This is a genomic window from Micromonospora sp. NPDC049257, assembly GCF_040678915.1.
GTDB lineage: Bacteria > Actinomycetota > Actinomycetes > Mycobacteriales > Micromonosporaceae > Micromonospora > Micromonospora antibiotica.
Genome location: NZ_JBFAQU010000001.1, coordinates 167,295 through 192,727 on the forward strand (window position 1 = coordinate 167,295; position 25,433 = coordinate 192,727).

The window sequence follows — 25,433 nt, forward strand, 5'->3', positions numbered from 1 at the left end:
CAGACAACTCCTTCTCCTATCAACAGTCAGTGGCGCGGGACAGTACGCGCGGCGGGCGGCTCGCCGCTGTCGGAACTGGCCCCGCGCAGGAAGTCGGCCATCAGCGTCGGGTCGTGATCACCAGCCGGCTGGTTCACCGCCCCCGGGCGGCTCCGCCCTAACGGGGCCGCCAGATGCGCCTGCCGAGTCCGGCGCGGCAGCAGCGGACCCGCGGCGCCGGCTTCCCTGGGCGCCTGTCCGACCGCGGCACCGTCGCGGGGCACGGGCGCCTTCGCAGGTGACGCGACCCGTGTCAGCGCTGGTGGCGGCGCAGGTGGGTGGTGGCGAGCGCCGATGGGCGAGGGCGGGGTCGCCGTCCCTGTCGGCTCGCCGCGCGGTGGCATCCGGCCGGCCTCCACAGCCGGCGGGTGGCCGGCGGTTCGGTCCCCGAGCAGGGGTGTCGGCAGGATCACCACCGCCTGCAGGCCGCCGTAGACGTTGCTCTGCAGCTTGACGGTGATGCCGTGCCGGCGGGCCAATGCCGAGACCACCCACGCCCCGATACGGCCGTCGCGCAGCAGGTCACCGACGTCCACCCGGCCCGGGTCCGCCAACAGCGCGTTCACCCGGTCCTGCTCCGGATGCGGCATCCCCAGACCGCGGTCGTCCACCTCAACCGCCACGCCGAGTGCCACCCGCCGGGCACGTACCGTCACCTCAGTGTGGGGAGGCGCGAACGCGGTCGCGTTCTCGACCAGCTCGGCGAGCAGGTGCACCACGTCGGCGCCCGCGTGGCCGCGTACCGTTCCCTCGACCGGAGGCACGACCCGCACCCGCGCGTACTGCTCCACCTCGGCGATCGCCGAGCGGAGTACCTCGACCAGCGGTAGCGGCCGGCTCCACTGCCGCCGCGGCACCGCCCCACCGACCACGGCGAGGTTCTCCGCGTAACGGCGGATGCGGGTCGCGAGGTGGTCGACCTGGAACAAACCCTTGAGCAGGTCGGGGTCCTCGACCTGCGCCTCCAGGACATCCAGCAGTTGGATCTCCCGGTGCACCAAGCCCTGCAGCCGACGGGCGAGGCCGACGTACACCTCCACCTGCTGCCCCACCACGGGCTGGCCCGCGGCAGGTGAGGCGCTCACCCTGGTGCGGACATGCGCTCGGGCGAGTCGATGAACGCACACGGCCGCGCCGGCAGTGATCGCTATGCTGGCCGCCGCCGCGCACACCAGGGCAAGGCCGGCCGCCGTCGGAACAGGTCCCGGTGACTGCGCAAGCGCCCATGCAGCCGTGCCCAGGGCGATCGCCGCCACCCCAGCGGCCAGTGCCACACACACCCACACCAGGCGAGCGGGCAGGCCAGCCCCAGACGGACCTCCGTCCGACGCGTCGAGTCGCACCCTGCCTCCCTGAGTCGCAGATGACGTTGCCAGCGGCTCCGCCGACGGTGGGGACCCGGCGGGCTCTGGCAGTAGCTGGCCAGCGCCGGACCTGATGGGCCGTGGCGTCGTGGTGATCAGTACCGCCGGAGTTCAGTCTTGGTCGGCGATTGGGCGTCGAACATTGCCGACGCGAGGAATTGGCGCGGATTCCGGCAGTCGCCCCGACCTGGTCGGTGTCGGTTATCGGCGTCGAGGGTGTTCGACACGAGTAGATGCCGGCCTACTGGACGAGGGAGTCCCGCGAGGTAGGCGAAGCGGTTTCGGCGCCTCCTGCGAGCGGGTCGGCGCTGGGAGGGTTCATGAGTAAACGTCTGGTCGTCGAGACCCACGCCAGTTCCTGCTACTTCCGCACGTCCGTCGACGACGGTGAGCGCAAGGCGCTGGTGCAGATCACCGAGCGGTGCAACCTGCACTGCGCCCACTGCTTTGTGTCCTCCACCGAAACCGGCACGGACATCGCGCTCCAGAAGATGGTCGAGGTGGTGCTGCCCCGGCTGCGGCGGGCCCGGGTGACCCGGTTGACGTTGACCGGCGGCGAACCGTTCGCGCACCCCCACCTGCTGGAGATCTGCGCCGCGGCGGCGCGGATGGACCTGCCCGTCAAGATCTGCACGAACGCCACCCTGACCAGCGACGAACAGATCACCGCCCTCGCCGAGCTGGGTAACGTGCGGGTCAACGTCAGCTTCGACGGTTTCCGGCCCGCCTCGCACGGCCGGTTCCGGGGCAGCCGCGACTCCTTCGCCGTCACCCGGCAGACCACGCGACGGTTCGCCGACGCGGGCCTGCTGCACGGGATCCTGTCCACGCCGAACGTGCTCACCCGCCCGCGGGAGTTCACCGAGCTGTGCGCGTTCGCCGCTGACCTCGGCGCGGCGTACGTGCTGATGAACCCGCTGTCGAGCTTCGGCCGGGGCGTGAAGTCCCACGGCCGGCTCGCCGCGCCCGAGGAGATGATGCGGGCGATCGCCGCAGCCACCGCCGCCCTGGCCGACCGCATCGAGCTGGTGCCGATCCGGTTCCCCAACGACACCCTGCCGTTGTCCGGCTGCGACGCCGGCACCCTGATCTACGTCTTCGCCGACGGCGACACCGCCGTCTGCCCCTACCTCGTCTTCGCCGCCCGCACACCCCAGTCCCGGCACGCCGACCGCGAGTTCCTGATCGGCAACATCCTCGACGGGGAGATCACCGACGCCCTCGACCGGTACCGCTTCCACGACCGCTACCAGGTCGGGGCCAACCCGACCTGCGGGGCGTGCGCGTTGAACGACTCCTGCGGCAAGGGCTGCCCCGCCGCGGTGATCGCCGCCGGGCAGCGCATCGGCGCGCCGGACACCGAGCAGTGCCCACCCGAGGCGATCCGGCTCCCGCTGATCCCGACCGCCCCCACCGGAGCCTGAACCGCCGTGCTGATCGCGGTCGAGGGACCCAACGGCGTCGGCAAGACCACCATCGCGAGACTGCTGGCCGAGCGGCTACGCCACCGCACCGGCCAGCCCGTGCACCTGACGACCGAGCCCACCCGCACCCGCCTGGGAGACCTGCTACGTGAGGCCGAGGCTGTCCTGCACGGCCGGGCCCTCGCCCTCGCGATCGCCGCCGACCGCACCACGCACATCGAAGACGAGATCATCCCCGCCCTCGACGCCGGCGGCATCGTCGTCACCGACCGGTACGTCCAGTCCTCGCTGGTGCTGCAACGCGTCGACGCGGTCGACCTCCGCGAGATCTGGAGCTACAACCGGTACGTCCTGCAGCCCGCCATCTCCCTCTACCTGGTCGACGACCCGCAGGTCATCGCAGGCCGGCTCGCCGCGCGCCGCCGGCTGACCCGGCTGGAGGCCACCGGCACCCCGCAACGCGAGTTGCAGCTCTACCAGCAGGCGTTCGACTTCCTCGACCGCCAGTCGTGGCACCAGGCGATGATCGACTGCTGCGGCCGAACCCCCGAACAGGTCGTCTCCGCCATCCTCGACACGCTGGCCCCGTTGCTCGCCCGCACTCCTGCGGCGTGAAGACTCGACGCCGTGTTATCGATCCTGACCCTGAACATTCAGGCCACCTCCCGGCGGCGCGCCGACGCACTGCTGCGCTGGCTCTCCGGCCGCCCTGAGCAGATCTTCCTGCTCACCGAGACCAGCGGCGGCGACGGCACCGCCCACCTGCTCGACCACTTCCGCCGCGCCGGCTACCAGGTCCACCACCCGCCGCTGCCCGGCGACCGGGGCACCGCGATGATCAGCCGGATCCCCACCACCGCCCGCCCAGACATCACCGCCGGACTCAGCATCCCCGGCCGGGCCGTCGCCGCCACCGTCCACACCGACCCGCCGGTCACCGTCCTCGGCGTCTACGTGCCCTCCAGCGACCGCGCCCCCGCCAAGGTCGAACGCAAACGGGCCTTCGTCGCCTCCCTTGTCACCGTGATCGGCGACCTGACGGCCGGCGAACGTGCGCACCTGGTCCTCGGCGGGGACTACAACGTCATCCCCCGCGATCACCAGCCCACCTACCCCGGGGTGTGGCTGCCGTTCGAGTACGACCTGTTCGACGCGCTGACCGCCGCCGGGCTCACCGACGTCCACGACCACCTCGCCCCTGGAGTTCAGCAGCACAGCTGGTTCGGTCGGGCCGGCAACGGCTACCGCTTCGACTACCTGCACGTCGGCACGGCGCTGCGCGATCGGCTACGCAGCGGCAGCTACCTGCAGGAGCCCCGCGAACAGCGCCTCACCGACCACGCGGCGGTCACCCTCGACCTGGACCTGCAGGTCGACGCGCTCGACGTAGGCCCCATTCCTTCGATGATCGAGCCGGCGACCCTCTTCTAAACCTCCGCCCGTGCCGCTCGGATCAGCGAGTCGTACGTGTCGGTGGTGCGTTCCAAGGACACGTCCAGAGTGGCGGCGAACCCGTCAAGCTCGGCCTGGATCCGCTCACCCGCCTCGCTGTCGGTGACGATCCGCTCGATCTCCACAAACGCCCCGATGCCGTCTACCTCGTCGACGCACAGCGACATCAGCCCGAGCGTGGCCGTGCGGCGGGCCTTGCGGATGCGGACCGTCGGGTAGAAACCCATCTGCCGGATCGCGGCGTCCATCTGCTCCCGATCCGTCACCTCGGTCTCGTGCTCGACACACGACAACTCGTTGGCCACCGGCGTCTTCACCGTCAACAGATGCCGCCCCCGCTCGGTACGCAGCCGGGCGAACGGCACCCCGATCTTCGACTGGCCGTACTCCCAGCCCACCGGCGCGTACGCCTGATCATCCTGCTCAACCGGCGCCGACAGGACGACACCACGCACCGTGAGGGCCGCCTCCAACGCGGCAAGATCACCGATCCGGTACTTGACCTCCACCTCGTACGCCGACGGCCCGGTCATACCTGTCGTCTGGAGCGTGTTCATGCCCGTCACGCCGTCGCACCCTACGGCTCGATCGCCCGGGTCGGCGTCTCGGCGCGCCCGCAACCGTGCACGAGGTGGTCAGCTTGCCGCTTTCATCAGCACGTCACGTGCCTGTGGGTGGCTGCATCGCGCGTCGCGGAGCTGCCGGACCACGTTCTGCAGGTATGTGGATACCCGGGGTGAGTCGACTGTTGTGGCTACGTCCAGTGCGTGGTCGAGCGGCTCGCAGGCGGCGATTGGGTCGCCTGCCCGGAGCCGGGCGTTGGCCAGGTCGCAGAGGGCGAGCAGGCGGTCCCTCGGGTATGCGTTCGTCGCGGTGTTCGCGCGTTGTGTCAGGTAGGAGGTGGCGTGGTCGGGTTTGCGCAGGGCCAGCCATGCTCGGCCGGTCGCCCCGTCGACGGCCGTCGGGGTCAGCCATTCCGTCCACCAGGGCTGATCGTCGTGGCTGGCGTCCTGGAGTTGTTCGTGGGCGTGGGTGCTGGCTCGTTCGACTCCGTCGACGTCGCCTCGGCGTCCGGCGATGGTGATCTCCCGTTGTGCGATCACGGCGCGAACGCGGTTCGGCAGCGTGTCGGGGTTGCGGGTGGCGGCGGTCGCGATCAGGGTGGCCGCCTCGGTGTGGTGGCCCAGCCAGGATTCCTGGTAGGCGGTGGAGGCGAGCAGGTTCGCGGTGGCCTGGTGCAGGGCGGGGTCAGGGCTCGCTTCGCGGGCTACCCGGAGTCCGGTCAGGTAGACCCGTTGGGCGCGTGCGTGTTCGGCGGCGTCGAAGAGCATCCAACCGTATGTCTCGGACATTTCGATGTAGAGGCGGTGGAGTTGTCGTCCTTCGGTATCGCCGTAGGAGCATCGGGTGACGATTTGGCTGAGCAGGCTCCACAGTCCGCCGGCCCACAGCAGCGCCGGTCTGCTGCCCTCGGTGTCGTCGAGTTCGCGGCTGCGTCGCACGGATGTCTCGATGTTGGCCAGTAGTGACTGGGACACGCGGTCGCCGTTGAGCGCTGGCTGGAGGCTCTCACCTGCCGGCAGTAGGAGGTCCAGGGCGCACGCGGTGACTGCGGATCCGGTGAGCAGTACGAACTTGCGGCGCTTCATGTCGTCTCCCTGGCTGGCCAGCAACAGCTCCCGGGCGGTGACGGCGTAGGGGTCGTCGAGAGCGTGCGACCGCCGGGCCGGTCTGTCCCAGCCTAAGTCGGCGGGCGTGAGACGCAAGCCTCGATGCAGGTGAAGGACGGCAATGATGTCGGTCATGGTCGCAGTCGACGGCTGGCGACCCTGCACCCACTTGTAGGCGGTCTTCGCGTGCAGGGCCGCCGCGCCGCGCTGACGGCGTACCTCGTTGATTCTGGCGATGAGCTGTTCAGGGCTCCATCCGAGGGCAGTCATATGTGCCCGCAGCGGCGATTCGTGCGTCGCTGTCATGTCGCTTCCAAGTCCTTGTGGCTTTTTCGCGTGCCCGAAGGTAGCACTGCTTTCAGGTCTTGTCCGGCCTGTCCTGCATGGATCAGGTGTCGTACACCTCTTCGGTGTCTACGCCGGTTGCACCCGGCACCCCGCCTCACCGTCTAGCCCCAGCGATAGTCGACGACCGATGCTGATATCGCAGCGAACGGTCGGCACCTCACCGGCTGATGGCGCTGCTGCTACCGGCCAAGGCCAGTGACCCAGCGGGCTTCAGAACCGTGGCGACGACTGCGGGCTGACGACCTGGAGCCGGGAACAAGGTGCGAGCGCAATGCGGACGCGCCACACGGCTGTCCATAACCGCCGCTATAAGCCGGCCGATCGAATTGTCAACCGGACGTCGCACAGCAATGGGACAGGGGAAATGATGATGCCGAAATCGGATGCGGCCGACATGCTCACCCTGCGCCGGGCCGCCGGCCACATCGGCGCGTACGTCGACGGCGTCGACCTCGCAGGCGCGTTGGACGAGCCGCTGATCGCGGCGCTGCGCGACGCTTTGCTGGCTCACAAGGTGCTGTTCTTCCGCAATCAGGATCTGGACCACGCCGCGCACATCGCGTTGGGTCAGAGGTTCGGGACGCTGACCGTGCGATCCCGGTCGCAGAGCAACGCCTCCCTCGACGTGTATCCGCAGATCCTGACGATCTCTCCGCAGATCGACCGGGACCAGTACGGGGTCGACTACGAAGCCCACTACCGCCTCCGGTGGGCCTCCGGCACAACCGGCTGGCACACCGACATGTCCCACGTGGTGAACCCGCCGGCGGCGTCGATCCTGCGGGCCGAAACGGTTCCGCCGTTCGGCGGCGACACCCAGTGGACCAACCTCGCGGCGGCCTACGAGGGGCTGTCGGCCCCGTTGCGGACGTTGTGCGACGGGCTCAAGGCCGAGCACAGCTTCTTCGCCGGTTATCGGATGGTTGCCTCCGATCCGGTCGACCGCGCGATCCTCGACATGATCGGCCCCGACGCGCCGGTCGCGGTGCACCCGGTGGTCCGGGTGCACCCGGAGACCGGCGAGAAGGCGCTGTTCGTCAACCCGTCGCGCACCGCGCGGATCGTCGGGCTGTCCCCGGCCGAGAGCAGCGCGCTGCTGGGCCTGCTGTTCGACCAGGTGACGCGGCCGGAGTACACGGTGCGGTTCGGTTGGGAGCCGGGTTCCGTGGCGTTCTGGGACAACCGGTCCACCGCACACCTGGCGGCCCCGGACATCGACCACCTCGACGGCGTGGAGCGGGTTCTGCACCGGGTGACGATCATCGGTGACCTGCCCGTCGGCCCCGATGGGTACACGTCACGGGCCCTCTCCGGGACGCCGCTGGGCGTGGACCTTCCCATGGGCGAGGCGCCTGTGGAAGGGCGCGTCCGGTGAGGGCCGCGCGGATGCCGAGCCAGCGCACGTCGCACGGCTTCGCCCGCGTCGAGCCTGGCTCCCTGACCAGCGCCGCCGATGCCGCGCACCTGTTCTCCCGGTTCCCGATGTACCGGCAGGGCCTGGAGTGGTTGGCGCGGTTCGTCACCCGCTCTCATCCCGACCTGGGCCGGCCCGGCGCGGTGTGTCCACGTCTGGCGCCCGCTCTGCGCACCGACACGGTGTGGTTGGTCGCGATCGCCCTCACCGGCGCGTCACCCGAGCACGCGGTCGAGGCCAGCAAGATGCTGGGGCACCTGTTCGAGGACCTGGCCACGCCGGAGCAGCGGCAGTCGGCGGCGCTGCTGGGCTTCTTCCCCGACCTGCCGGCGCAGAACGCCGCCGCCTTCATCGACGGCGGCCACCGGCTGGTACGGCCGTGGTTCGTCGAGCGCGGACTGATGCTCGGCGAGTTCCACCCCACGAGCACCGTCGGCGGCGTCCACAACCGCCACCTGCCGGTGATGCGGTGCCCGGCGCCGATGTTCGCGGTCCGCGCAATCACCCCTCACGACCTGATGTTCCTCGACCAGCCCGATACCCCGCCCGTCGACCGGCTGGCCTACCTGGAGGCGTTCGACAGGCACGTCGGCCCGCGCCTCAACCAGGCGGCCCGGGTCGGCCTGCAATCGCGGATCGACGAGGTCCGCGCCGCCCTGACCTCGGGAGGCCCATCGTGACCGTCCGACACACCCCAGCGCTCGCGGCAACGACCCTGACGGAGGCATTGGAGGCGACCTACCGCGACAACGAGCTCACACCGGCGGTCGTCACCCCGACCGGCACGTGGACCTACCGCGATCTGGCCGCTCGCGCTCACGGTGTCGCCGCAGCCGTGCGCACCGCGACGCCGGCCGCGGGACAGAGCCCGATCGTGGCCGTGGTGCTCGATCGGTCCCCCGATCTCGTGGCCACCGTCATGGGCGTGGCCGCCGCGGGTGCGGTGTATCTGCCGCTGGATCCCGGCACTCCCGACACCTACCTGGGTCAGATCTTCGACGAGTCCAGGCCGTCGATGGTCGTGACGAGCAGCGAACGTGCTCAACGCCTGCGGGGGTTGACCCGCGCCCCGGTCGTGACCCCCCTCGACCTGACCTCCTCCGCCGCCGGTGATGCCGCCGGCATCACCGGCCACCCGCCTGAGAAGCAGGTGAGCACGGCCGAGGTGGCGCCGCGGGACCCGGCGTACGTGATCTACACCTCCGGGTCCACCGGCAGACCGAAGGGTGTGGTGGTGTCGGGTGAGGCGTTGCTGAACGCCACGGCGGCCCGGGTCGACCGGTACGGGCCGGCGGGGCGGGTGCCGCTGCTGCACTCACCGGCGTTCGACCTCACCACCGGCGTGCTGTTCTGGACGATCCTGTCCGGCGGCACCCTGGTCATCGCACCGGGCGGGCTCGCCGACGTCGCCGCCACCGTGGCGCTGATCCACCGGCACGACATCACGCACCTGATCTACCCGGCGTCGCTGTACGGGGCGTTCCTGGACCGTGCAGCCCACCGGCCACCGGCCAGCCTGGTGGCGGTCGGGATCGGCAGCGAACGCTGGAGCCCCGTGCTGATCGAACGGCACGCCCGTGTGCTGCCAGCGGTATCCCTGGTAAACGAGTACGGCCCCACCGAGGCCACCGTCTGCTCCAGCTACGCCCTGCTCTACGACGGACCGCACGCCCGATCGGCGCCGATGAGCATCGGCCGGCCCGTCCGCAACACGGGCTACCTGCTGCTGGACAGCGACAGGAACCTCGCCACCGGTGCCGGTGAGTTGGCGATCACCGGCACGAACCTCGCCCTCGGCTACCTGAACAACCCCGGGCTGACCGCGCAGCGGTTCGTCACCCTCGCCAGCGGGGAGCGGGCCTATCTGACCGGCGACCTCGCCGAGCGTGATCCCGCCGGGGACTTCGTGTTCCTGGGCCGGGCGGACCGGCAGATCCAGGTCGGCGGGCACCGGGTCGAACCGGGCCACATCGAAACCGTGCTGATGGGGCACCCCGGCGTCATGCAGGCCCACGTGACCGGTCGGCCGGGCGGCGACGGCACCGGGTCGAGCACCCTCGTCGCCTACCTGGTGCCCCACCCGGACCCAAACAGGTCGACGCCCACAGCCTCAAGTCCCGTGCCGGCCCGTGGCGGGGAAGGGCAGATGGCGGGCGACTGCGACCAATACCTACGAGATCGGGTTCCGGCCTATCTGGTGCCGTCCGCGTACGTGGTGCTGCCGGAACTGCCCCGCACCCCGGCCGGCAAGATCGACGAGGCGGAACTGCCCAACCCCACAGTCGCCACCGCCGCCGCTGCCCCGACGGACCCGCTGCACCAGGCGTTGGTCAGGGCGGCGGCGGACATCCTGGGCGTGGCCACGGTGCCGGTGGACCAGCCGTTGACGTCCCTGGGGGCGAGCTCGCTGGTCCTGATCCGCCTCGCCGCCGTCATCGCCCACGACCACGGGGTCGACGTGCCGATCAGCGCGCTGTTCGGCGCGTCCGCCATCCACCAGATCGCCGAACTGGTCCGGGCGGGGACCCCGTCGGGCCGGCCGGTTCTCCGTCCGGCGGCAGGGGAGCCCGAGACCGTCTACGGGAGCGTATGGCCGCTGAGTGGTCAACAGCGCCAGATCTGGGTCCTGACACAGATGGCCCCCGACGCGCTGGCGTACAGCACCCAGTTCTCCCTGCGGATGTCCGGCCCGGTGGACGTTGACGCCCTGCAGGCGGCGCTATCCCATGTGGTCGCCCGGCACGAGATCCTGCGCACCACCTTCCACGACGGCCCGGACGGGCCGGTTCAGGTCGTGCGCGAACCGTGGGCCGCCCGGGTGGACCTGGTCGACCTCAGCGACCTCGACGACGACGCCCAGGCAGCGGAGCTGGACTGCCGGATGCGGGCGGCGGTGGCGGCCGGGTTCGACGTGGCGGTGCTGCCGCTGGTGCGCTGGCACCTGTTCCGGCTCGGGCCACGATCATGGCGGCTGCTCCAGGTCGAGCATCACTTCGCGCACGACGGATGGTCCGCGCAGCTGTTCCTGGCCGAGACGCGCGACGCCTACCGGGCGATCCTCGACGGCGAGGTTCCGCACCTCGACGCGCTGCCCGTGCAGTACCGCGACTACGCCACCTGGTACCAGCAATGGCGCAGCACCGGCGACTACGCCGACCAGGTCACCTACTGGCGGAACCGGATGCACGGCTGCCCGCCGGAAGGGACGACGTTCGCCCCCGACCGGCCCCGTCCGGCCGGACGGACCTACCGCGGTGGCCGTCTGGTCGCCCACATCCCACCCGAGACCGTGCGGCGTCTCGACGCGCTAGCCGTCGCGCACGGGGTGAGCAGATTCGCGGTGTTCCTGGCCGCGTTCGCCCTGCAGGTGTGGCAGCACACCCACGAACGCGACATGGTGATCGGGTCGGCTCTGGTCAACCGGCGTCAGGCCGGCACCGAAAGCCTGCTGGGCATGTTCGTCAACGCGCTGCCGCTGCGCCTGGACGTCGACCCCGACGCCAGCACCGCAGCACTGCTCCAGGCCACCATGACCACCCTGCTGGGGGCGCAGGACCACCAGGAGCTGCCGCTGCTGGACCTGCTGGCGCACCTGAACGTGCCCCGCGACCCGGGCAACCCGCTGTTCAACCTGATGTTCGCCTTCCACGACACCCCCCGACCGGATTTCCAGGTCGGGACGCTCAGCGGGCAGCTGGTTATCGAGCACAACGGGACCGCGAAGGCTGACCTCAACGTCGTGTGCGTGCCCGACCCACCGACCCCCGGCGAGGCGGAGCACCGGCCCGGGATGAGCATCCTGTGGGAATTCGACAGCGACCTGTTCGATCCCGACACCGCCAGGGAACTCCTGTCCGGCTACGAGCGGATCCTGCACGTCCTGCCTCAGACACCCGACCGGCCGGTCCGTGACCTGGACCTCCTGGGAACCTCCGAGACCACCCGGATCCTGGCCGCGGGAACCGGCCCGCACGACGCCATGCCGTCCGGCACCCTGCACGCGGGCTTCGACTCGGCCGCGGCCGCCCACCCGCACGCCGTCGCGCTCGAACACGCCGGCACCCGGTGGACCTATCGGGACCTCGACCTACGCGCAGGGGCACTTCAGCACCGCCTCACCGCCCTCGGCGTACGCCCCGGGCACATCGTGGCGGTGGCGTGCCCGCCGGGCGTCGAACTGATCACCACCATCTTGGCCACCCTGCGTCTCGGCGCCGCGTACGTGTGCCTGGACCCCGGACAGCCCTCGGCACGGACCAGGCTGATGCTCGCCGACGCCGACGTACGCGCCATCGTCACCACCCACCAGACCACGAACGGCCACGACACCGGATGGCCGCCCGCCGGAACGGCCCTGCTCTACGCCGACGACCCCGCACCCGGCCCCGAACCCGCCGGCCCGCCGCCGGCCGCACCTGGCGTGCGTCCGGGCGACCGCGCCTACCTCGTGTACACCTCGGGGTCCACCGGCACCCCGAAAGCGGTCGTGACCACGCACCGCAACGCCTGCGCCGCCCTGCACGCCCGGACCCGCCACCACGCGGTCACGTCCGCACCCGCGACGCCCGTGCGGACCCTGGTCACCCTGCCCGCGATCTTCGATGTCGCGCCGCACATGATGCTGTGGACGTTGCAGACCGGCGGCACGATCGTCCTGCCCGACACCGCAGAGCAGGCCCAGGACCCCGACCAGATTCGCGCCCTGGTCGACCGGCACCAGGTCACCCATGTCAACTTCACCGCGTCGTTCTACCGTGCCCTGCTCGGCACGATGCCCACCGAATGGCAGCCAACACTGCGGGTCGTGGCGATCGGCGGTGAGGCGTGCGCACCCGACGACGTCCGCGACCACGCCCGCCGGTTGCCGCACGTGGCCCTCGACAACGAGTACGGCCCCACCGAAGCCACCGTCTGGTGCTCCGTCGCGCGCCTGCACCCGCCGGAGCCCGACGCGCGATCACGGGTGACCGTCGGTCTCCCGCTGACCAACAACAGCATGTTCGTCCTGGGCCCGGACGGCGACCTCCTGCCCGCGGGCGCCGCAGGTGAGCTGTTCATCGGTGGCGCCGGTGTCGCCGCTGGCTATCACCGCCAACCCGACCTGACCCGGGCGCGATTCGTGACCCCCCAGCGGGGTCCGCTGGCCGGACAGCGTCTCTACCGCACCGGTGACCGGGCACGCCTGCGCGCCGGTCGATACGAGATCCTCGGACGCCTCGACGACCAGGTGAAGATCCGCGGCTACCGCATCGAGCTCGGCGAGATCACCGCCTGCCTGCTCCAGCACCCCGACGTCACCGATGCCGCCGTCACCGTGCAAGGCCGCAGCGACGCGGGGAAGCTGATCGCGTTCGTCGCCACCGCTTACCCCCAGGCATGCCTGCCGAATCTGCTGCGGGCCTGGACCGCGCAGCGCCTCCCCGCCTACATGGCCCCCGCCGGTTACGTCGTCGTCGACGAACTCCCGCGCACCGCGACCGGGAAACTCCAGCCCGAACGCCTCAGCACACTGAGCACCCCGGTCGCCGCGGCGGAGCCGATCGCCGTGCCGACCACGCAGCGCCAGCAGCGGCTGCTGCGGACGTGGCGCGAGCAACTCCAGCGACCCGACCTCGGCATCGACGACGACTTCTTCGCCTGCGGAGGCGACTCGCTGCAGGCGATCCAGGCAGCGGCCCGCGCCCGTGACCTCGGAATCGAGGTGACCGTCGCGCAGCTCGTGGCCGCCCCGACCATCCGCGCCCTGGACCGACTACTCACCACCCCCGACGACGAGCCCACCGTCGCACTGGCGGCGACCACGCGGCGTCCCGGCGGCACACCGCTCGCGCTGACCGCCATCCAGGCATGGTTCTTCGCCCAGGACTTCGCCGATCCGGATCACTTCCATCAGGCGCGGCTGTTCACCCTCGCCGACACCTGCGATCTGCCGAGCCTGCGCGCCGCCGCCAGGTGGGCGCTGCACCGCCATGACGCCTTCCGCACCCGCTTCACCCGCCACGACCACGCGTGGACAGCCGTCCTGGACGACGCCACGCCCGGCGACCTCATCCGCGAACACACCCTGCCCCCGGCCGGAAACCAGCCGACATCCGAACGGCTGACCCCCGTCCTGGAGGGTCTGCACGACGATCTCAGCATCGCCTCCGGGCGCCTGGCATCCGTCACGATCGTGAGGGACAACGACGGCCGGCAGCGCTGGCTGTACATCATCGCCCACCATCTGATCATCGACGCGGTGTCCTGGCAGATCCTCGTCGACGACGTCGAGAGGGCCTACCGCCTGCTGCATGCCGGCCAGGCCCTACCCGAGGGCAGCACGCCGGGCCTGCCCACCGCGCCCACGACCCCACCCAAGGTCGGCCCGGAACCCGACCCCCACTGGCAGAACCTGGCCACAGCGGCGAAACCGGTCCTCACCGGCACCGGCTCCGGCGGGCCACCGGCCCCGGTCGGCGCCCGCATCCGCGTGCGGCGGCGGCTGTCGACCCACGCCGGCAGGTACCTACGCCACGACGCCCACCGGCTACGCGGCGTCGGCGCCCAGGCCATCCTGCTGGCCGCGCTCCGACGAGCCCTGCAACCCTTCACCGACAGCCCCGACCTGTACGTCTGGCTCGAAGGCCACGGACGCTCCCATCACGGATCCGCCGACCACGAAGGCGTCGTCGGCTGGCTGACCACCCTCTACCCGGCCCTCCTCACCGCCACCGACACCCACCCGGGACGGCTCATCGACGTGGCCGCCGACTTCCAGCGGCAGCTCGCGGCGATCCCCGACGGCGGATCCGGCTTCGGCCAGGCCCGCTACCTGCACCCCGACTCCCCACTCGGACGCCAACTCGAAGCCATCGCCGCCCCCCAGGCCACCGTCAACTACCTCGGACACCCCCAATCCACCGGACGAAACCGGATCCTGCGCCCTGTCCCCGGCCCGACCGGTGCCAGCATCGCCGCGAGCAACGTGCTGCCCACACCGATCGACCTGACAGTCGCCGCCGATCCGGACGGCATCATGTCCTGCCGCTTCCTGATCGATACGGGCCTGCTCACCCCGCAAGCCGCCGAGGACATGGCCGACCGCTTCACCGACGAGGTCGAAGCAGCCGCCCGGCTCATCGCCCTCACCCCCATGCCCGTTCAGGCAGACGCGCGCACCCTGTTCCTCATCCACCCCGTCGGCGGAAAGATCGACTGGTACACCGATCTGGCCGCCGCCCTGGGACCTGGCTGGGACTGCTACGGCCTTCCGCACGACGGATCCACGGACGCAGACACCCTGCCCGCGCTCGCCCAGACCTACCTGGATCGCCTCCGCGCCGCCAAACCCGACGGCCCATACACCCTGGCCGGGTGGTGTCTCGGCGCGGTGCTGGCCTACGAGATGACCCAGCAGGCACAACGCGACGGCGATAGCCACCGCATCGACGACCTGTTCCTACTCGACCCGCCCCACGCCGAGCAGCCTCTCGACGCCGACGACGCGATCATCACCCACGTCCAGTACGCCCTCATGCAGCACGGCTGGCCCGACCAGCCCCGACAGGCGATCACCGCCGCCCTGGATGCCACGAAAACCCTGCCGATCCCGGACCGGGCACATGCCCTTGCCGCCGTCCTCGCCCCGGAGTCCATCGTCCCGCCGAGCTGGCCCAGCCAGCACGAATCCCTCCTGCACCAGATGCGGATCCGGCTCGTCTGCCATGCCGCGATGTCCGCATGGCACCCGGCCGGTCAGACACCGACGCTGCAGCTGATCCTCCCGCACACCGTCACCCCCGGAACCGAGAACGCGACACGGACGTGGCAAACCCGAAGCAGCGACCCGCACGTGACCACAGTCGCGGGCGACCACGAAAGCATGCTCACCGGGCCAGGGCTCGACCACATCACCACGCTCCTCCACGAACGGCATTCAGCGCGGCCGACACACCACGGCGCGGCGCGGCGCCACCACGACAGAACGGGCGTTTTCGGTTACAACGCACTTGCCTGATAGCGTCTTCCGATCGCCCACGCTGTGCGGCATCCCATTCTTCAAGGAGTACAAGCAGTGCGGATCCTGCCCGAGATCTCCCGCACCTTCGGTGAATACCTGCTCCTGCCCAACCTCACCGACGAGGCGTGCACGCCGGACCGCGTGGATCTGTCCGCCCCCGTGGTGCGACACCGGGTCGGGGAGCCCTCGACGCTGCGGATCGCCGTCCCGATGGTCAGCGCGATCATGGGGGCGGTGTCCTCACCCCGGCTCGCCATCGCCCTGGCCCAGTGCGGAGGGCTGGCGTTCATCCACCAGAACCAGCCGATCGCTGCACAGGCCGAGATGGTGGCCGCGGTCAAAAGACACAAGGCCGGCTTCCGGCACAGCGACATCAACATCAAACCGTCCGCGACCCTCGGTGAGGTCGGCGACCTGCTGGCCGCCGCCGAACGCGATGTCGCGGTCGTGACCGACGACGGAAGCCCCGGCGGAACCTTCCTCGGTCTGATCTCCACCAGCGACTTCAACGTGCACCGCCACGACCTCGGCGACAGCGTCGAGACCCGGATGCGCCCCGCTGCGGGACTGGCCACCGCGCGCACCGGCATCTCGCTGTCCGACGCGAACACCCTGATCTGGGACGCCCGCCAAGACGTCCTGCCGATCGTCGACGAGGACGGCCGCCTCACCTCGATCGTGCTCCGCCGCGACTACGAACTCCACAAGCAGTTCCGCAAGGAGAGCATCGACCAGGACAAGCGGTTCATGGTCGGCGCCGGGGTCAACACCCACGACTACCGCGAACGGATCCCGGCCCTGGTCGCCGCCGGAGCCGACATCCTGTGCCTCGACTCCTCCGACGGCTACTCGACCTGGCAGAGCACCGTGCTCCAGTTCGTCCGCGAGCAGTACGGCGACACGGTCCGCATCGGGGCCGGCAACGTCGTCGACGGACGCGGCTTCCGCTACCTCGCCGAGGCCGGCGCCGACTTCGTCAAGGTCGGCATCGGCGGCGGCTCGATCTGCATCACCCGCGACCAGAAGGGCATCGGCCGCGGCCAGGCGTCCGCCCTCGCCGACGTCGTCCGCGAACGCGACGCCTACGCCCGCGAGACCGGCCAGTACGTGCCGCTTTGCTCCGACGGCGGTGTCCTGCACGACTCCCACATGGCCATCGCCCTGGCCTTCGGTGCTGACTTCCTCATGCTCGGGCGCTACTTCGCCCGCTACGACGAAAGCCCCTCACCCCTGGTCAAGGTCGACGGGCAACTGTTCAAGGAATACTGGGGCGAAGGCAGCCAGCGCGCCCGCAACGCCGCCCGCTACGGGCAGGGCAAGGCCCTCGTCTTCGAAGAGGGCGTCGACGGATACGTCCCCTACGCCGGCAGCCTCTACGACAACGTATCCGTCACCCTCACCAAGATCACCTCCACGATGATCAGCTGCGGCTCCACCACCCTGCCGCAATTCCACCAGACGGCGACCCTCGTCGAGGTCTCCCACCAGAGCTACCTGCAGAACAGAGAAGACGTACGGCTACGCGATCGCCCCAGCGCCATCAGCTGATCCGGCGGGGTGACACTACCGACCAGCGCAGGTCTCGCCGGGCATCCCAGGTGCCCGCGTGCCCGGTGGCCTGAAGCCCGGGTGGACCCACGTCGGAAGTTTCGACGCCATCGCTGGCCGACGACCCCGCATTGGTCGAGGTGCCGGCCAGCGATGGCGCGGCCCACGTGGCGTTACGCAGCCTTCGGTCGGTTTCTGCGTGGGATGAGCTTGATCGTGGCCTCGGCGGTCGTCTTCTTCAGTTCGGCGAGGACGGAGGTGTAGATGTCGGCGGTCATCTTGTAGGACGAGTGGCCGAGGGTGTCCTGGATTTCCTTGATGCTGGCTCCGGCGGCGAGCATCAGGGTCGCGGCGATGTGCCTGAGGTCGTGGAACCGTACTGGCGGGAGGCCGCTGCGTTCGACGAGCCGGTCGAAGCGGCCGGTGACCGTCTCCGGGTGCCACGGTTGGCCGTCGCGCTTGCGGACGAAGAAGATGTCGCTGTCGGCCCAGGCGTCGCCGGCGACGACCTTCCACGCCGCCCGGCGGAACAGGTACCGGCGCAGACTTGTGACGGTCTCGTCGCCGAGGTCGACGATCCGGTCCCCGGCCGCAGACTTCACCCCTTTCTCGATCACCTGGTAACCGACGCTGGTGCGCTGCCCGGTGATGGTGATCGCCGCGGCCTCCAGGTCGACGTCGTAGTCGTGTAAACCGCACAGCTCGCCTCGTCGAGGGCCGCGGTGGATCGCCACGTCGAACAGGGCGTACAGCTCGGGCTCCTCGGCCTCGGCGAAGTCGAGGAACTGGCCCGCCTGGACAGGTGTCCAGACCATGACCGGGCTGGGCCGCTGCCGCGTGCGGCGCCACCGGTTGACCGCCGCGTCGGTCCACAGCCGGGGTCTCGGCGGCCTGCCGGAGGCCAGCTCGACCGACTCGGCGGGATTGTGGTCCACCAACTTGTGGTGATAGAGACGGCGGGCGTCGTTGAGCGCTTTGCGGAGGGTCGCGAGGATCCGCTGCTGGCTGGCGTCGCCGACCGTGCGGATTCCCTTGACGGCGTCGCGGATCTCTTTCACGGGGCTGGCCTTCGCGGCGCGGATCTCGTCGTTGCGGGCCTCGATCGTGGCGAAGACCGACTCGATGTGCGCGGCGGTGAGTTCCTGCAGCGCCACCTGCCCCAGATGCGGGGTCCAGTACTTGGTGATGTGGTCCTGGTAGCTGCGCCGGGTCGCGGGCGCGAGCCTGACCCGGTTGGTGATCCATTCGGCGAGGTACTCGCCGAGGGTGAGCCGGGTGTCGGCGGGCACGTCGGCGCGGATGCGGCGGGCGACGTGGTCGCGGTCCGGCAGCGGCTGGTGGGGTTTGCACGCCTGCAGCAGGTCGGCGATGCGTCGGCGTTGGATCTCGTCGCGGCCGGCGAGGTCGAGCAGCGCGCGGGCGTGGTCGCGTTCGGCGGCGGCAGCCTCGCGGGTGTCGAACCCGGTGCGGCGCATCTGCCTCCGTGCGTGGCCGGCGTCGAGGGGGAGTTCGAGTTGGTACCGCCAGGTGCCGTGGTGGGGGTTCCAGCCGTTGCCGCGGCGGAGTTTGGGGCACTGTGCGCCGAGGCGTCGGCCGTTGTGTCGGCAACCGCAGCGTTTGGTGATGGATCCGTCTGCCATGACGAGTTCGCTCCTCGCCGACGCCCGCTGGTGAGCATCGGATTGTCGGGTGTCCGTTGGGTGGTGATCACCGCTCGTTTCGGCCGGGTGATCAAGTCGTCGGTGGTGGGGGCGATGGGTCGCTACAGACGCCGAGAGCTGCCAGGATCGCGGCGACGGAGACCCGGTAGCGGGATCCGACCCGCAACACCGGCACCGGCAGCCGGTCGCGGCGCGCCAGCTCGTAGGCGCTGCTGCGGGACATGCCGAAGATCTCACCGACGGTCGCGACGTCCGTGACCGCTCCGAGCGCCCGGATGCCCTCAACGGTCCACACCGGCGGATTCTCTGCGGGAGTGCTGGCCTTCTTGCTGTCCATGGGATTTGGTCCTTCGCGCAAAGAGGGTGAGAGCCCGCCACCGTGGTGGTGGCGGGCTCTCGGGATGGTGGGGGTTTGTTGGTGTGGTGGTCAGCCGGTTGGTTCGGTTGGCTCCCACCGACGCCGGCCGATCTCGGCGGTGCCGTGGTCGACGCGGGGGCGGCTCGGGCGTGACCAGCCCGGCTGCGCCGGCCGGGAGGCGACCACGCGCCACCCGGCCGCCCGCAGGCTGGCCCCGCTCTCCCCGTCTTGGGTGTAGGTGACCAGACGTCGGTAGCCCAACGCCCGGGCGGCTTTCCACGCCGCTCCGTAGAGCAGGGAGCAGGCGTTGCGGGTTCCGTCCGTGGCCAGTCTGGTGACCTCGAGGGTCAGCCCGTCGTCGAGTCTGCGCGCGACGGGACGCCCGACGACGGCCACGCCGACCAGGACGTCGTCGCGGGCCACGCCGACGCTGAATTTGTGCCCCCGCGGCGGCCGATGATGGCGGTGCCAGTCTGCGACGAAGCCGCAGGCCTCGGCGAAGGTGACCGGCACCGTCCGTAGGCTCACCCGCTCTCCTCGCTCGACAGGTCGTCGGGCAGGTACGGGCCGAGCCGGGTCCGCGCCTCGTCGTGAAACGTGGCACTGATGTCGACCCCCACGTAGCGGCGGCCGAGCTGCAGCGCGGCGAGGCCGGTCGTCCCGGCGCCGGAGAACGGGTCCAAGACGATGCCGCCGGGTGGGCAGCCGGCCGCGATCGCCCGTAGCGGCAGGTCGATCGGAAAGGGGGCCACGTGCGACCCCCGGTAGGGGCGGGTCGCGATCCGCCACACATCCCCCGGGTTGCGTCCCTTCGGATGGGCGGCGGTGTGGGCGTACCCGAGCGGGACGAGGTTGCCCCGCCCTGCCCGAGGCTCGACCTGGACCTCCTCGGCACTGTACTTACCGGCGCCGTACGCGGTGGCGCTGCGGCGGCGGGCGGTCGCGCCGATCCCGCCGGTGCGGCCCTTGCGTGCCCCGCCGATGATCCGGGTCCCGTCGGCGGCCTCCGGCCGGACGAGCGGGATCCGGATCGGATCGAGGTCGAAGTAGTAGGAATGGGACCTGGTAAGCAGGTACAGCAGCTCGTAGCCGGTGCTCAGCCGGTCGGTCACGGACTCGGGCATCGGGTTGGTCTTCGACCAGATGACCGCGTTGCGCAGCCACCAGCCGCGCGCCTGCAGTGCGAACGCGATCCGCCAGGGCACGCCGATCAGGTTCTTCGCCGGCAACAGCGCGGACCACCCTGGCGTTGCGGTGATTCCGCCGGCGATGTCGTAGGCGCGACGGGCACCGCCGGTGTAGCTGTCGCCGAGGTTCAGCCACAGCGTCCCGGCGGGGTTGAGCACCCGCATCGCCTCGTCGAACACGCGCACCAGGCGGTCGACGTACTCATTGACGGTGGGTTCCAGCCCGTACTGCGGGTCTGCCCACGTCGCCCCACACCGGCGGCACACCGCGCCGTCGCGGCGTCGCCCCGCGGGTAGCGGGTGCGGGCAGGCGGGGGTGCCGCCGTGCCACGCACCGGTGCCGTAGTCCCGCAGCGACCAGAACGGCGGGCTGGTCACGATGGCGTCGACACTGCCGTCGTGCATCGCGGCGAGCACCTGCCGGGCGTCGCCGAGATACAACTCGACCGGCCCGACCTGCCGGTACCGGTAAGCGTCCAGCGAGGTGGGGTCGGTCATGCCGGCACCGCCCACCGGTGCGGGCACAGCAGCAGCCGCAACGCGACGACCGCCTGTTGCGGGACAACGCCGTTGCCGAGAACCCGCAGCGCGCCGGTACGCGGCAACGCGAACCCCGGGTCGGTGATCCACTGCTGGTCGAGGCCCATGAGCCATTCCACGAACGGCGGCGCCAGCACCGGTTTGCCGTGCCGCCCGGGTTGGGTCGGCTCCGGCACCGGCCGGCCGAGCAGCAGCTCCCACCGGGCTACCGCCTCGGCGTAGACGCCCCACCGATCGGCGTCGGGCTGACCGAGTCCGGCGACGGTGGTGCGCAGGTCCGCGCCGCCGTCGCCGTGCCGGCCGGGTCCCCGCGCGTCGGAGGCGCGCGGGGTGGGCAGGGTCCGGGCCGGCACCCGCACCGCTGCCGACGGCAGGGTGAGGTCCCCGTGTGAGCCGCGTTGGCCTGGGCAGCCCTTGGTGCCATCGGTGGCCTTCGGGGTCGGCAGCAGCACCTGTGACAGCGGTGGACTCCATCCGGCTCCGGCGCGCCGGCCGGGGGTGCCGGTGTCGCTGGCGCGCGGGGTGGGCAGCAGCGGCGGAGTCGTCGGCTTGCCGCCGCGCTGCGGCCGGTAGCCGCGGACCGCCGATTCCAGGGTCGGCCGCCAGGTGTCACGGTGGGTGCCGCTCATGTAGCCGGTGCCGCCTCCCTCAATGGGGGTGGGCAGCAGTTGCCCGGCGATACCGGCGAGGCTGGGCCGGCGGGTCGCCCCGGCCGAGGGGGACTTGTTCGACCCGTATGTCACTGCGGTTGGTGTCGGCAGCAGGTGGTGGCGGGTGCCGGTCGGTTCGACCAGGTCCGGTAGCCCGTACTGGTGGCCGGGGCCCTTGCCGTCACGGGCGCAAGGTGTCGGCAACGTCCGCACCCCCTGCCAGTCCTTCGGTGGGAGTGGCCAGCAGGAACAGGCGGTCGCGGCGGTGAGCGGCGCCGACGTCGGATGCGCGTAGGCACGTCCAGCTCGTGTCGTACCCGATCGCGGCCAGGTCGGCTTCGACGACGTCGAATCCTCGGCGCAGGAGCGCGGCAACGTTCTCCACGAAGACCAGCGGCGGTCGAAGCGCGCGAACGGCGTCGGCGACGGCACTCCACAGGCTGGAGTGCTCGCCGGTGATGCCGGCGCGTTTGCCGGCGTTGCTGATGTCCTGGCAGGGGAATCCGGCGGTGAGGATGTCGACGGGTTCGACCTGGGCCCAGTCGACGGTGCGGATGTCGCCGAGGTTCGGGATGCCGGGCCAGTGATGGGCCAGGACGGTGGCGGCGTGTCGGTCGGTCTCGGCGTACCAGGCGACCTGGCCGCCGAGCACCAGCTCGACGGCCAAGTCGAGTCCTCCGTAGCCGGTGCAGACCGACCCGACCCGTGGTACGGCGGCAGGTTCACCGTTCACGCCACCTCCCCACGCCCCGCGGCGGCGGGTGCAGTCGCGTCGTGCGGGCAGGCCCACGGCCCACAGCCAGGCGCATCCGCCGGCCGAGGACGTGGACGTAGCACCACCTCGTCGAGCGGCACCCGGGCTCGGTGCAGGAAGAACTGCCCGCGTAGTGGGTGCCCGTCGGCGTTGGCCTTCGCGGAGCCGTTGCGGATCGCCCGGTCGAAGGCGACCGCGTCGGCCCACTCCGCAGGGCTGTTCGCCCGCAGGTCGGCCCAGAAGCCGTCGTCGTGGAACGGGCATCCCACGCACGACGACTTCGGGGTGTCCCCGAGGTCCTGCTCGGCCAGGAAGCGGAGACAGTCGGTCCGTCGCCAGCCCAGGTCGAGCAACGGGAAGACGTTGCGCATGTAGTCGACGTCCGAGTCACGGGCCCGGCCGATCTCGTCCACGCTGATCCCGATCGCCATCCGCGCCCGCAGCCCAGCTGGCACCCGTGTCGGGTGCGGGTAGCCGAGCCGGCGCCGCACCTCGGCCTTGATGGGTTTGATCTTGTATTCGGAGGTGCATTGCCGTCGGGCCATGCCCCGTTCACCGTTCGGCCCGAGCGTGAACAGGGGCATGGAGGCGAAGCGGTGTGCCGGGTCGAGTGCGTCGGCCCGGATGTCTCCGGTACCGACGCGCACGACCTCGATGCCGGCAGCCCGGGCGATGCCGGTCAGACGGTCCAGGTGGCGGTAGACCGCCGTCGGCTCCCAGGACGTGTCGGCGAAGATCGCCGCGTCGAAACCGGGGATCGTGCCTTGGGCGGCGAGCAGTAGGAGTGTGGTGCTCTGCACGCCCGCGCCCAGCGACAGGTAGCGGTGGGTGGGTGCGCTCACGCGACCACCCCGGCGCTGTCCTGCGGTGATGGTCGCTTGGTGAAGATCAGGACGTCTTCGTGCGCGATGAGGTGCATCGGCATCCCGGCGACCCTGGCCTTGCGGACCTGTTGGAGTTGGAAGAACGACGGTCGGGCGACGAGGTGGTCGTCGCGGACGGCGGCGAGGAGGGCCACGCACCGTTCGGTCGGGACGAGGCCGGCACGTCGGCCTGCGGCGATGACGGCGCTGGGCAGGTCGATCAGCTCGGTGTGTTTGCGCCAGGGCCGGGCGGTGACCACGACGATGCCGCCGGGGCGCAGGAGGGTGGCGCAGCCGGCCAGGATCTGGGCGAATCCGTCGGTGAGGCCGGTCAGGTCGCGGTAGGCGAGGTTGCCCTTGTCCTCGCCGTCGTTGTACCGGTCGTCGTACTTGACGACTCCGTCCGCGCCGGGGCGGACGAGGCCGTGGACCGTGGGCCCGTACGGGGGTGAGGTGACCACGAGGGCCACTTGCCCGGTGAGGGCTTTCGGGACGAGGGACATCAGTCGGGTCGCGTCGCCGCGGATGACCGATGCGCGTCCGGTGGCGCCGTGGTCGTGGGCGTGGCGGATGTTGGCGTCGGCGATGTTCGACCACTGCGGCTCGTACTCGATGCCGAAGGCGTCGCGGCCGGCGTGGACGGCCTCGACCAGGGTGGTGCCGATGCCGCACATCGGGTCCAGGACCAGGTCCCCGGGCTCGGTGTAGGCGGTGATGGCGTGGGCGGCGATCGCCGGGAGCATCCTCGCGGGGTGCTTGACCGACTCCGGCACGTACCGGCCGCGTCGTTGGACGGGTCCGGTGGACTGTGCGGTGGTCCAGACGGACAGGCCGTCGGGGTCGGCGCGGTGGCGGCCGTCGTACTCGCGGTGCCGCCCCTGGTAGGCCCCGCGGGTGGCAGGGCTGGAGGTGTCCGGCTCGTGCGGGTCGGGGTGCCCCGTGGCGGTGGTGGGCTCAGGCACGGCGCTCACCCCTGTCGCGGTCGCGACGCCTCCGCTGCCCGGCCACCGGCGTGGGCTGTCGTGGGGTGAAGACCAGCAGGTCGGCGTGCACCCGTAGGTGCGCGACCTGCCACTGCTCGGGGTTGGCGTGGGCGAGGGTGAGCAGCTCCTCGTCGGTGACGACGTGGTAGAGGAACTGCTCGCCGTCGGTGTCGGCCTCGACGGCGACGATGTGCTGCAGGTAGCCCAGGCCGACCCGGGACGCGGCGGCTACGAGAGGGCCGAAGTCCTCGGGGGTGGGCTGCGTGCCGGTGGGCACGCCGACGACGAGGACGAGACAGCCGCCGGGGCGCAGCAGCCGCGCGCAGGCGGCGAGGAGCCAGGCGAGCCGGACCTGGGCGGTCGTGTCCGTCTCGTGCAGCGGCCAGGACGCGACCACCAGGCTGGTGGTCGCGTCCAAGGGGCCGTCGCCCGTCGGCTTGAGAACGTCGGTGTCGGGGCCGGGAAGGTCGGGGTCGGTGAGGTCGTCGCCGAACCACTCGACCAGCTCGGGTGCGTCGTCGTCTCCGCCGTCGTCCTGCAGGCCCGGGGGAAGCGGGTTGGTGTCGGGGCCCGCCGGCAGGGTCGTGGTGGCCGGGCCGATGAGCAGGCCGGAGCTGGTGTCGGTGAACCAGGCGCGGTGGTGCCGGCGGTGGCCCTTCGCGCAGGTCGCGGTCAGGGCGTGGTCGCGGGTGAAGTCGACGACCGCTTCCCCGGGCCGACTGTAGGCGGCGACGAGGCGGTAGGTCAGACGCGCGGGCAGGCTGGTGTGGTGCTCGGCGTCGGTGCGGGCCGTGCGCCAGACCGTGATCGGCACCGGCGGGTCGCCGGCGATCAGGTCGATGAGTGTGGGGTCGGCCGGGTCGATGTGGTCGGCCGGGGTGTGCTGGTGCGGCGTGTGCTCGCTCATGTGCTGTCGGCTCCGCGCCGCGCCGTGAAGCGCTGACACCCCCAAACCGGGGTTTGTGAGCCCCGGCGAACACTCGCCGCGCTCACCGCCGCTCACAGACGTCGCACCGCGTGGCAGCCCGTCCCTGTCCTTTCTCAGTTGACCTGCTCGTTTCTCAATGTTTCTGCTCCGATGGGCAGGTTTTCTCAGTCAAGGTGCTCTGGCTTCCTGTGAGCGGGTGACCGCCAGGGGGTTTCTCACAGGGCTGCGGCTCGTTTGTCAGGTTCGTGAGA

19 protein-coding genes are annotated in these 25,433 nt (G+C 70.9%); 7 read left to right on the forward strand and 12 right to left on the reverse strand.

Translation table 11 applies throughout. From position 1 onward, the window contains the following. Positions 1-26: 26 nt before the first annotated feature. Positions 27-1,382, reverse strand: coding sequence for an ATP-binding protein (locus AB0K25_RS00635; protein ID WP_363817461.1), 1,356 nt, complete (start codon positions 1,380-1,382; stop codon positions 27-29). 341 nt (positions 1,383-1,723) lie between these two features. Between AB0K25_RS00635 and AB0K25_RS00640 the strand changes: the two genes are divergently transcribed. From AB0K25_RS00640 to AB0K25_RS00650, 3 genes are read left to right on the forward strand one after another with little or no spacing between them, the layout of a single operon-like run. Next, positions 1,724-2,827 (forward strand): radical SAM protein, encoded by a 1,104-nt coding sequence (locus tag AB0K25_RS00640; RefSeq protein ID WP_363817464.1) that lies wholly within the window; start codon positions 1,724-1,726, stop codon positions 2,825-2,827. Positions 2,828-2,833: 6 nt separating this feature from the next. Continuing rightward, positions 2,834-3,442, forward strand: a complete 609-nt coding sequence (gene tmk, locus AB0K25_RS00645) for a dTMP kinase (protein ID WP_363817467.1) — start codon at positions 2,834-2,836, stop codon at positions 3,440-3,442. 12 nt (positions 3,443-3,454) lie between these two features. Continuing rightward, positions 3,455-4,258 carry an endonuclease/exonuclease/phosphatase family protein gene (locus AB0K25_RS00650; RefSeq protein WP_363817470.1) on the forward strand — a complete coding sequence of 268 codons (804 nt, stop codon included), beginning with the start codon at positions 3,455-3,457 and terminating at the stop codon, positions 4,256-4,258. Here AB0K25_RS00650 and AB0K25_RS00655 read toward each other — a convergent pair. Further along, a complete protein-coding gene (locus AB0K25_RS00655) occupies positions 4,255-4,836 on the reverse strand; it encodes a CYTH domain-containing protein (protein WP_363818228.1) in 582 nt (193 codons plus the stop codon). The genes AB0K25_RS00650 and AB0K25_RS00655 overlap by 4 nt on opposite strands. Before the next feature lie 78 nt (positions 4,837-4,914). Then, positions 4,915-6,255, reverse strand: coding sequence for a hypothetical protein (locus AB0K25_RS00660; protein ID WP_363817473.1), 1,341 nt, complete (start codon positions 6,253-6,255; stop codon positions 4,915-4,917). Between the two features lie 313 nt (positions 6,256-6,568). Here AB0K25_RS00660 and AB0K25_RS00665 point away from each other — a divergent pair, with 313 nt between their 5' ends. From AB0K25_RS00665 to AB0K25_RS00680, 4 genes are read left to right on the forward strand one after another with little or no spacing between them, the layout of a single operon-like run. Next, on the forward strand, positions 6,569-7,672 hold the full coding sequence (locus tag AB0K25_RS00665) for a TauD/TfdA family dioxygenase (RefSeq protein ID WP_363817476.1): 1,104 nt from the start codon (positions 6,569-6,571) through the stop codon (positions 7,670-7,672). A gap of 11 nt (positions 7,673-7,683) precedes the next feature. Next, entirely contained in the window at positions 7,684-8,391 is a 708-nt protein-coding gene (locus tag AB0K25_RS00670; protein WP_363817478.1) for a DUF6875 domain-containing protein, read from the forward strand. After that, the gene (locus AB0K25_RS00675; RefSeq protein ID WP_363817481.1) at positions 8,388-15,707 is read left to right on the forward strand and encodes an amino acid adenylation domain-containing protein; all 7,320 of its coding nucleotides are present in this window, start codon (positions 8,388-8,390) and stop codon (positions 15,705-15,707) included. The genes AB0K25_RS00670 and AB0K25_RS00675 overlap by 4 nt, the downstream gene beginning before the upstream one ends. Before the next feature lie 57 nt (positions 15,708-15,764). Continuing rightward, a complete protein-coding gene (locus AB0K25_RS00680) occupies positions 15,765-17,258 on the forward strand; it encodes an IMP dehydrogenase (RefSeq protein WP_363817484.1) in 1,494 nt (497 codons plus the stop codon). Between the two features lie 173 nt (positions 17,259-17,431). Here AB0K25_RS00680 and AB0K25_RS00685 read toward each other — a convergent pair whose 3' ends face one another. The 9 genes from AB0K25_RS00685 to AB0K25_RS00725 form a co-directional block, all read right to left on the reverse strand. Continuing rightward, positions 17,432-18,898 carry a tyrosine-type recombinase/integrase gene (locus AB0K25_RS00685; protein ID WP_363817487.1) on the reverse strand — a complete coding sequence of 489 codons (1,467 nt, stop codon included), beginning with the start codon at positions 18,896-18,898 and terminating at the stop codon, positions 17,432-17,434. A gap of 91 nt (positions 18,899-18,989) precedes the next feature. Continuing rightward, a complete protein-coding gene (locus AB0K25_RS00690) occupies positions 18,990-19,256 on the reverse strand; it encodes a helix-turn-helix domain-containing protein (RefSeq protein WP_363817489.1) in 267 nt (88 codons plus the stop codon). 90 nt (positions 19,257-19,346) lie between these two features. After that, positions 19,347-19,805: an XF1762 family protein gene (locus AB0K25_RS00695; RefSeq protein WP_363817492.1), complete on the reverse strand. Its 459-nt coding sequence runs from the start codon at positions 19,803-19,805 to the stop codon at positions 19,347-19,349. Then, positions 19,802-20,962 (reverse strand): site-specific DNA-methyltransferase, encoded by a 1,161-nt coding sequence (locus AB0K25_RS00700; protein ID WP_363817495.1) that lies wholly within the window; start codon positions 20,960-20,962, stop codon positions 19,802-19,804. The genes AB0K25_RS00695 and AB0K25_RS00700 overlap by 4 nt, the downstream gene beginning before the upstream one ends. After that, positions 20,959-21,858: a hypothetical protein gene (locus AB0K25_RS00705; RefSeq protein WP_363817498.1), complete on the reverse strand. Its 900-nt coding sequence runs from the start codon at positions 21,856-21,858 to the stop codon at positions 20,959-20,961. The genes AB0K25_RS00700 and AB0K25_RS00705 overlap by 4 nt, the downstream gene beginning before the upstream one ends. Further along, positions 21,836-22,387 carry a DNA (cytosine-5-)-methyltransferase gene (gene dcm, locus AB0K25_RS00710; RefSeq protein ID WP_363817501.1) on the reverse strand — a complete coding sequence of 184 codons (552 nt, stop codon included), beginning with the start codon at positions 22,385-22,387 and terminating at the stop codon, positions 21,836-21,838. The genes AB0K25_RS00705 and dcm overlap by 23 nt, the downstream gene beginning before the upstream one ends. Continuing rightward, entirely contained in the window at positions 22,384-23,250 is an 867-nt protein-coding gene (locus tag AB0K25_RS00715; RefSeq protein ID WP_363817504.1) for a hypothetical protein, read from the reverse strand. The genes dcm and AB0K25_RS00715 overlap by 4 nt, the downstream gene beginning before the upstream one ends. Beyond that, on the reverse strand, positions 23,247-24,242 hold the full coding sequence (locus tag AB0K25_RS00720; RefSeq protein WP_363817507.1) for a DNA methyltransferase: 996 nt from the start codon (positions 24,240-24,242) through the stop codon (positions 23,247-23,249). The genes AB0K25_RS00715 and AB0K25_RS00720 overlap by 4 nt, the downstream gene beginning before the upstream one ends. Continuing rightward, complete coding sequence (locus tag AB0K25_RS00725; protein WP_363817509.1) at positions 24,226-25,161, reverse strand: hypothetical protein; 936 nt, start codon at positions 25,159-25,161, stop codon at positions 24,226-24,228. Before AB0K25_RS00725 ends, AB0K25_RS00720 begins: the two co-directional genes overlap by 17 nt. Positions 25,162-25,433 lie beyond the last annotated feature (272 nt).

Coding starts and splice junctions, on each gene's coding strand:
- AB0K25_RS00640 (WP_363817464.1), top strand. CDS start 1,724: ATGAGTAAACGTCTGGTCGTCGAGACCCACGCCAGTTCCTGCTACTTC.
- AB0K25_RS00655 (WP_363818228.1), bottom strand. CDS start 4,836: ATGAACACGCTCCAGACGACAGGTATGACCGGGCCGTCGGCGTACGAG.
- AB0K25_RS00660 (WP_363817473.1), bottom strand. CDS start 6,255: ATGACAGCGACGCACGAATCGCCGCTGCGGGCACATATGACTGCCCTC.
- AB0K25_RS00665 (WP_363817476.1), top strand. CDS start 6,569: ATGCGGACGCGCCACACGGCTGTCCATAACCGCCGCTATAAGCCGGCC.
- AB0K25_RS00670 (WP_363817478.1), top strand. CDS start 7,684: ATGCCGAGCCAGCGCACGTCGCACGGCTTCGCCCGCGTCGAGCCTGGC.
- AB0K25_RS00685 (WP_363817487.1), bottom strand. CDS start 18,898: ATGGCAGACGGATCCATCACCAAACGCTGCGGTTGCCGACACAACGGC.
- AB0K25_RS00690 (WP_363817489.1), bottom strand. CDS start 19,256: ATGGACAGCAAGAAGGCCAGCACTCCCGCAGAGAATCCGCCGGTGTGG.
- AB0K25_RS00700 (WP_363817495.1), bottom strand. CDS start 20,962: ATGACCGACCCCACCTCGCTGGACGCTTACCGGTACCGGCAGGTCGGG.
- AB0K25_RS00725 (WP_363817509.1), bottom strand. CDS start 25,161: ATGAGCGAGCACACGCCGCACCAGCACACCCCGGCCGACCACATCGAC.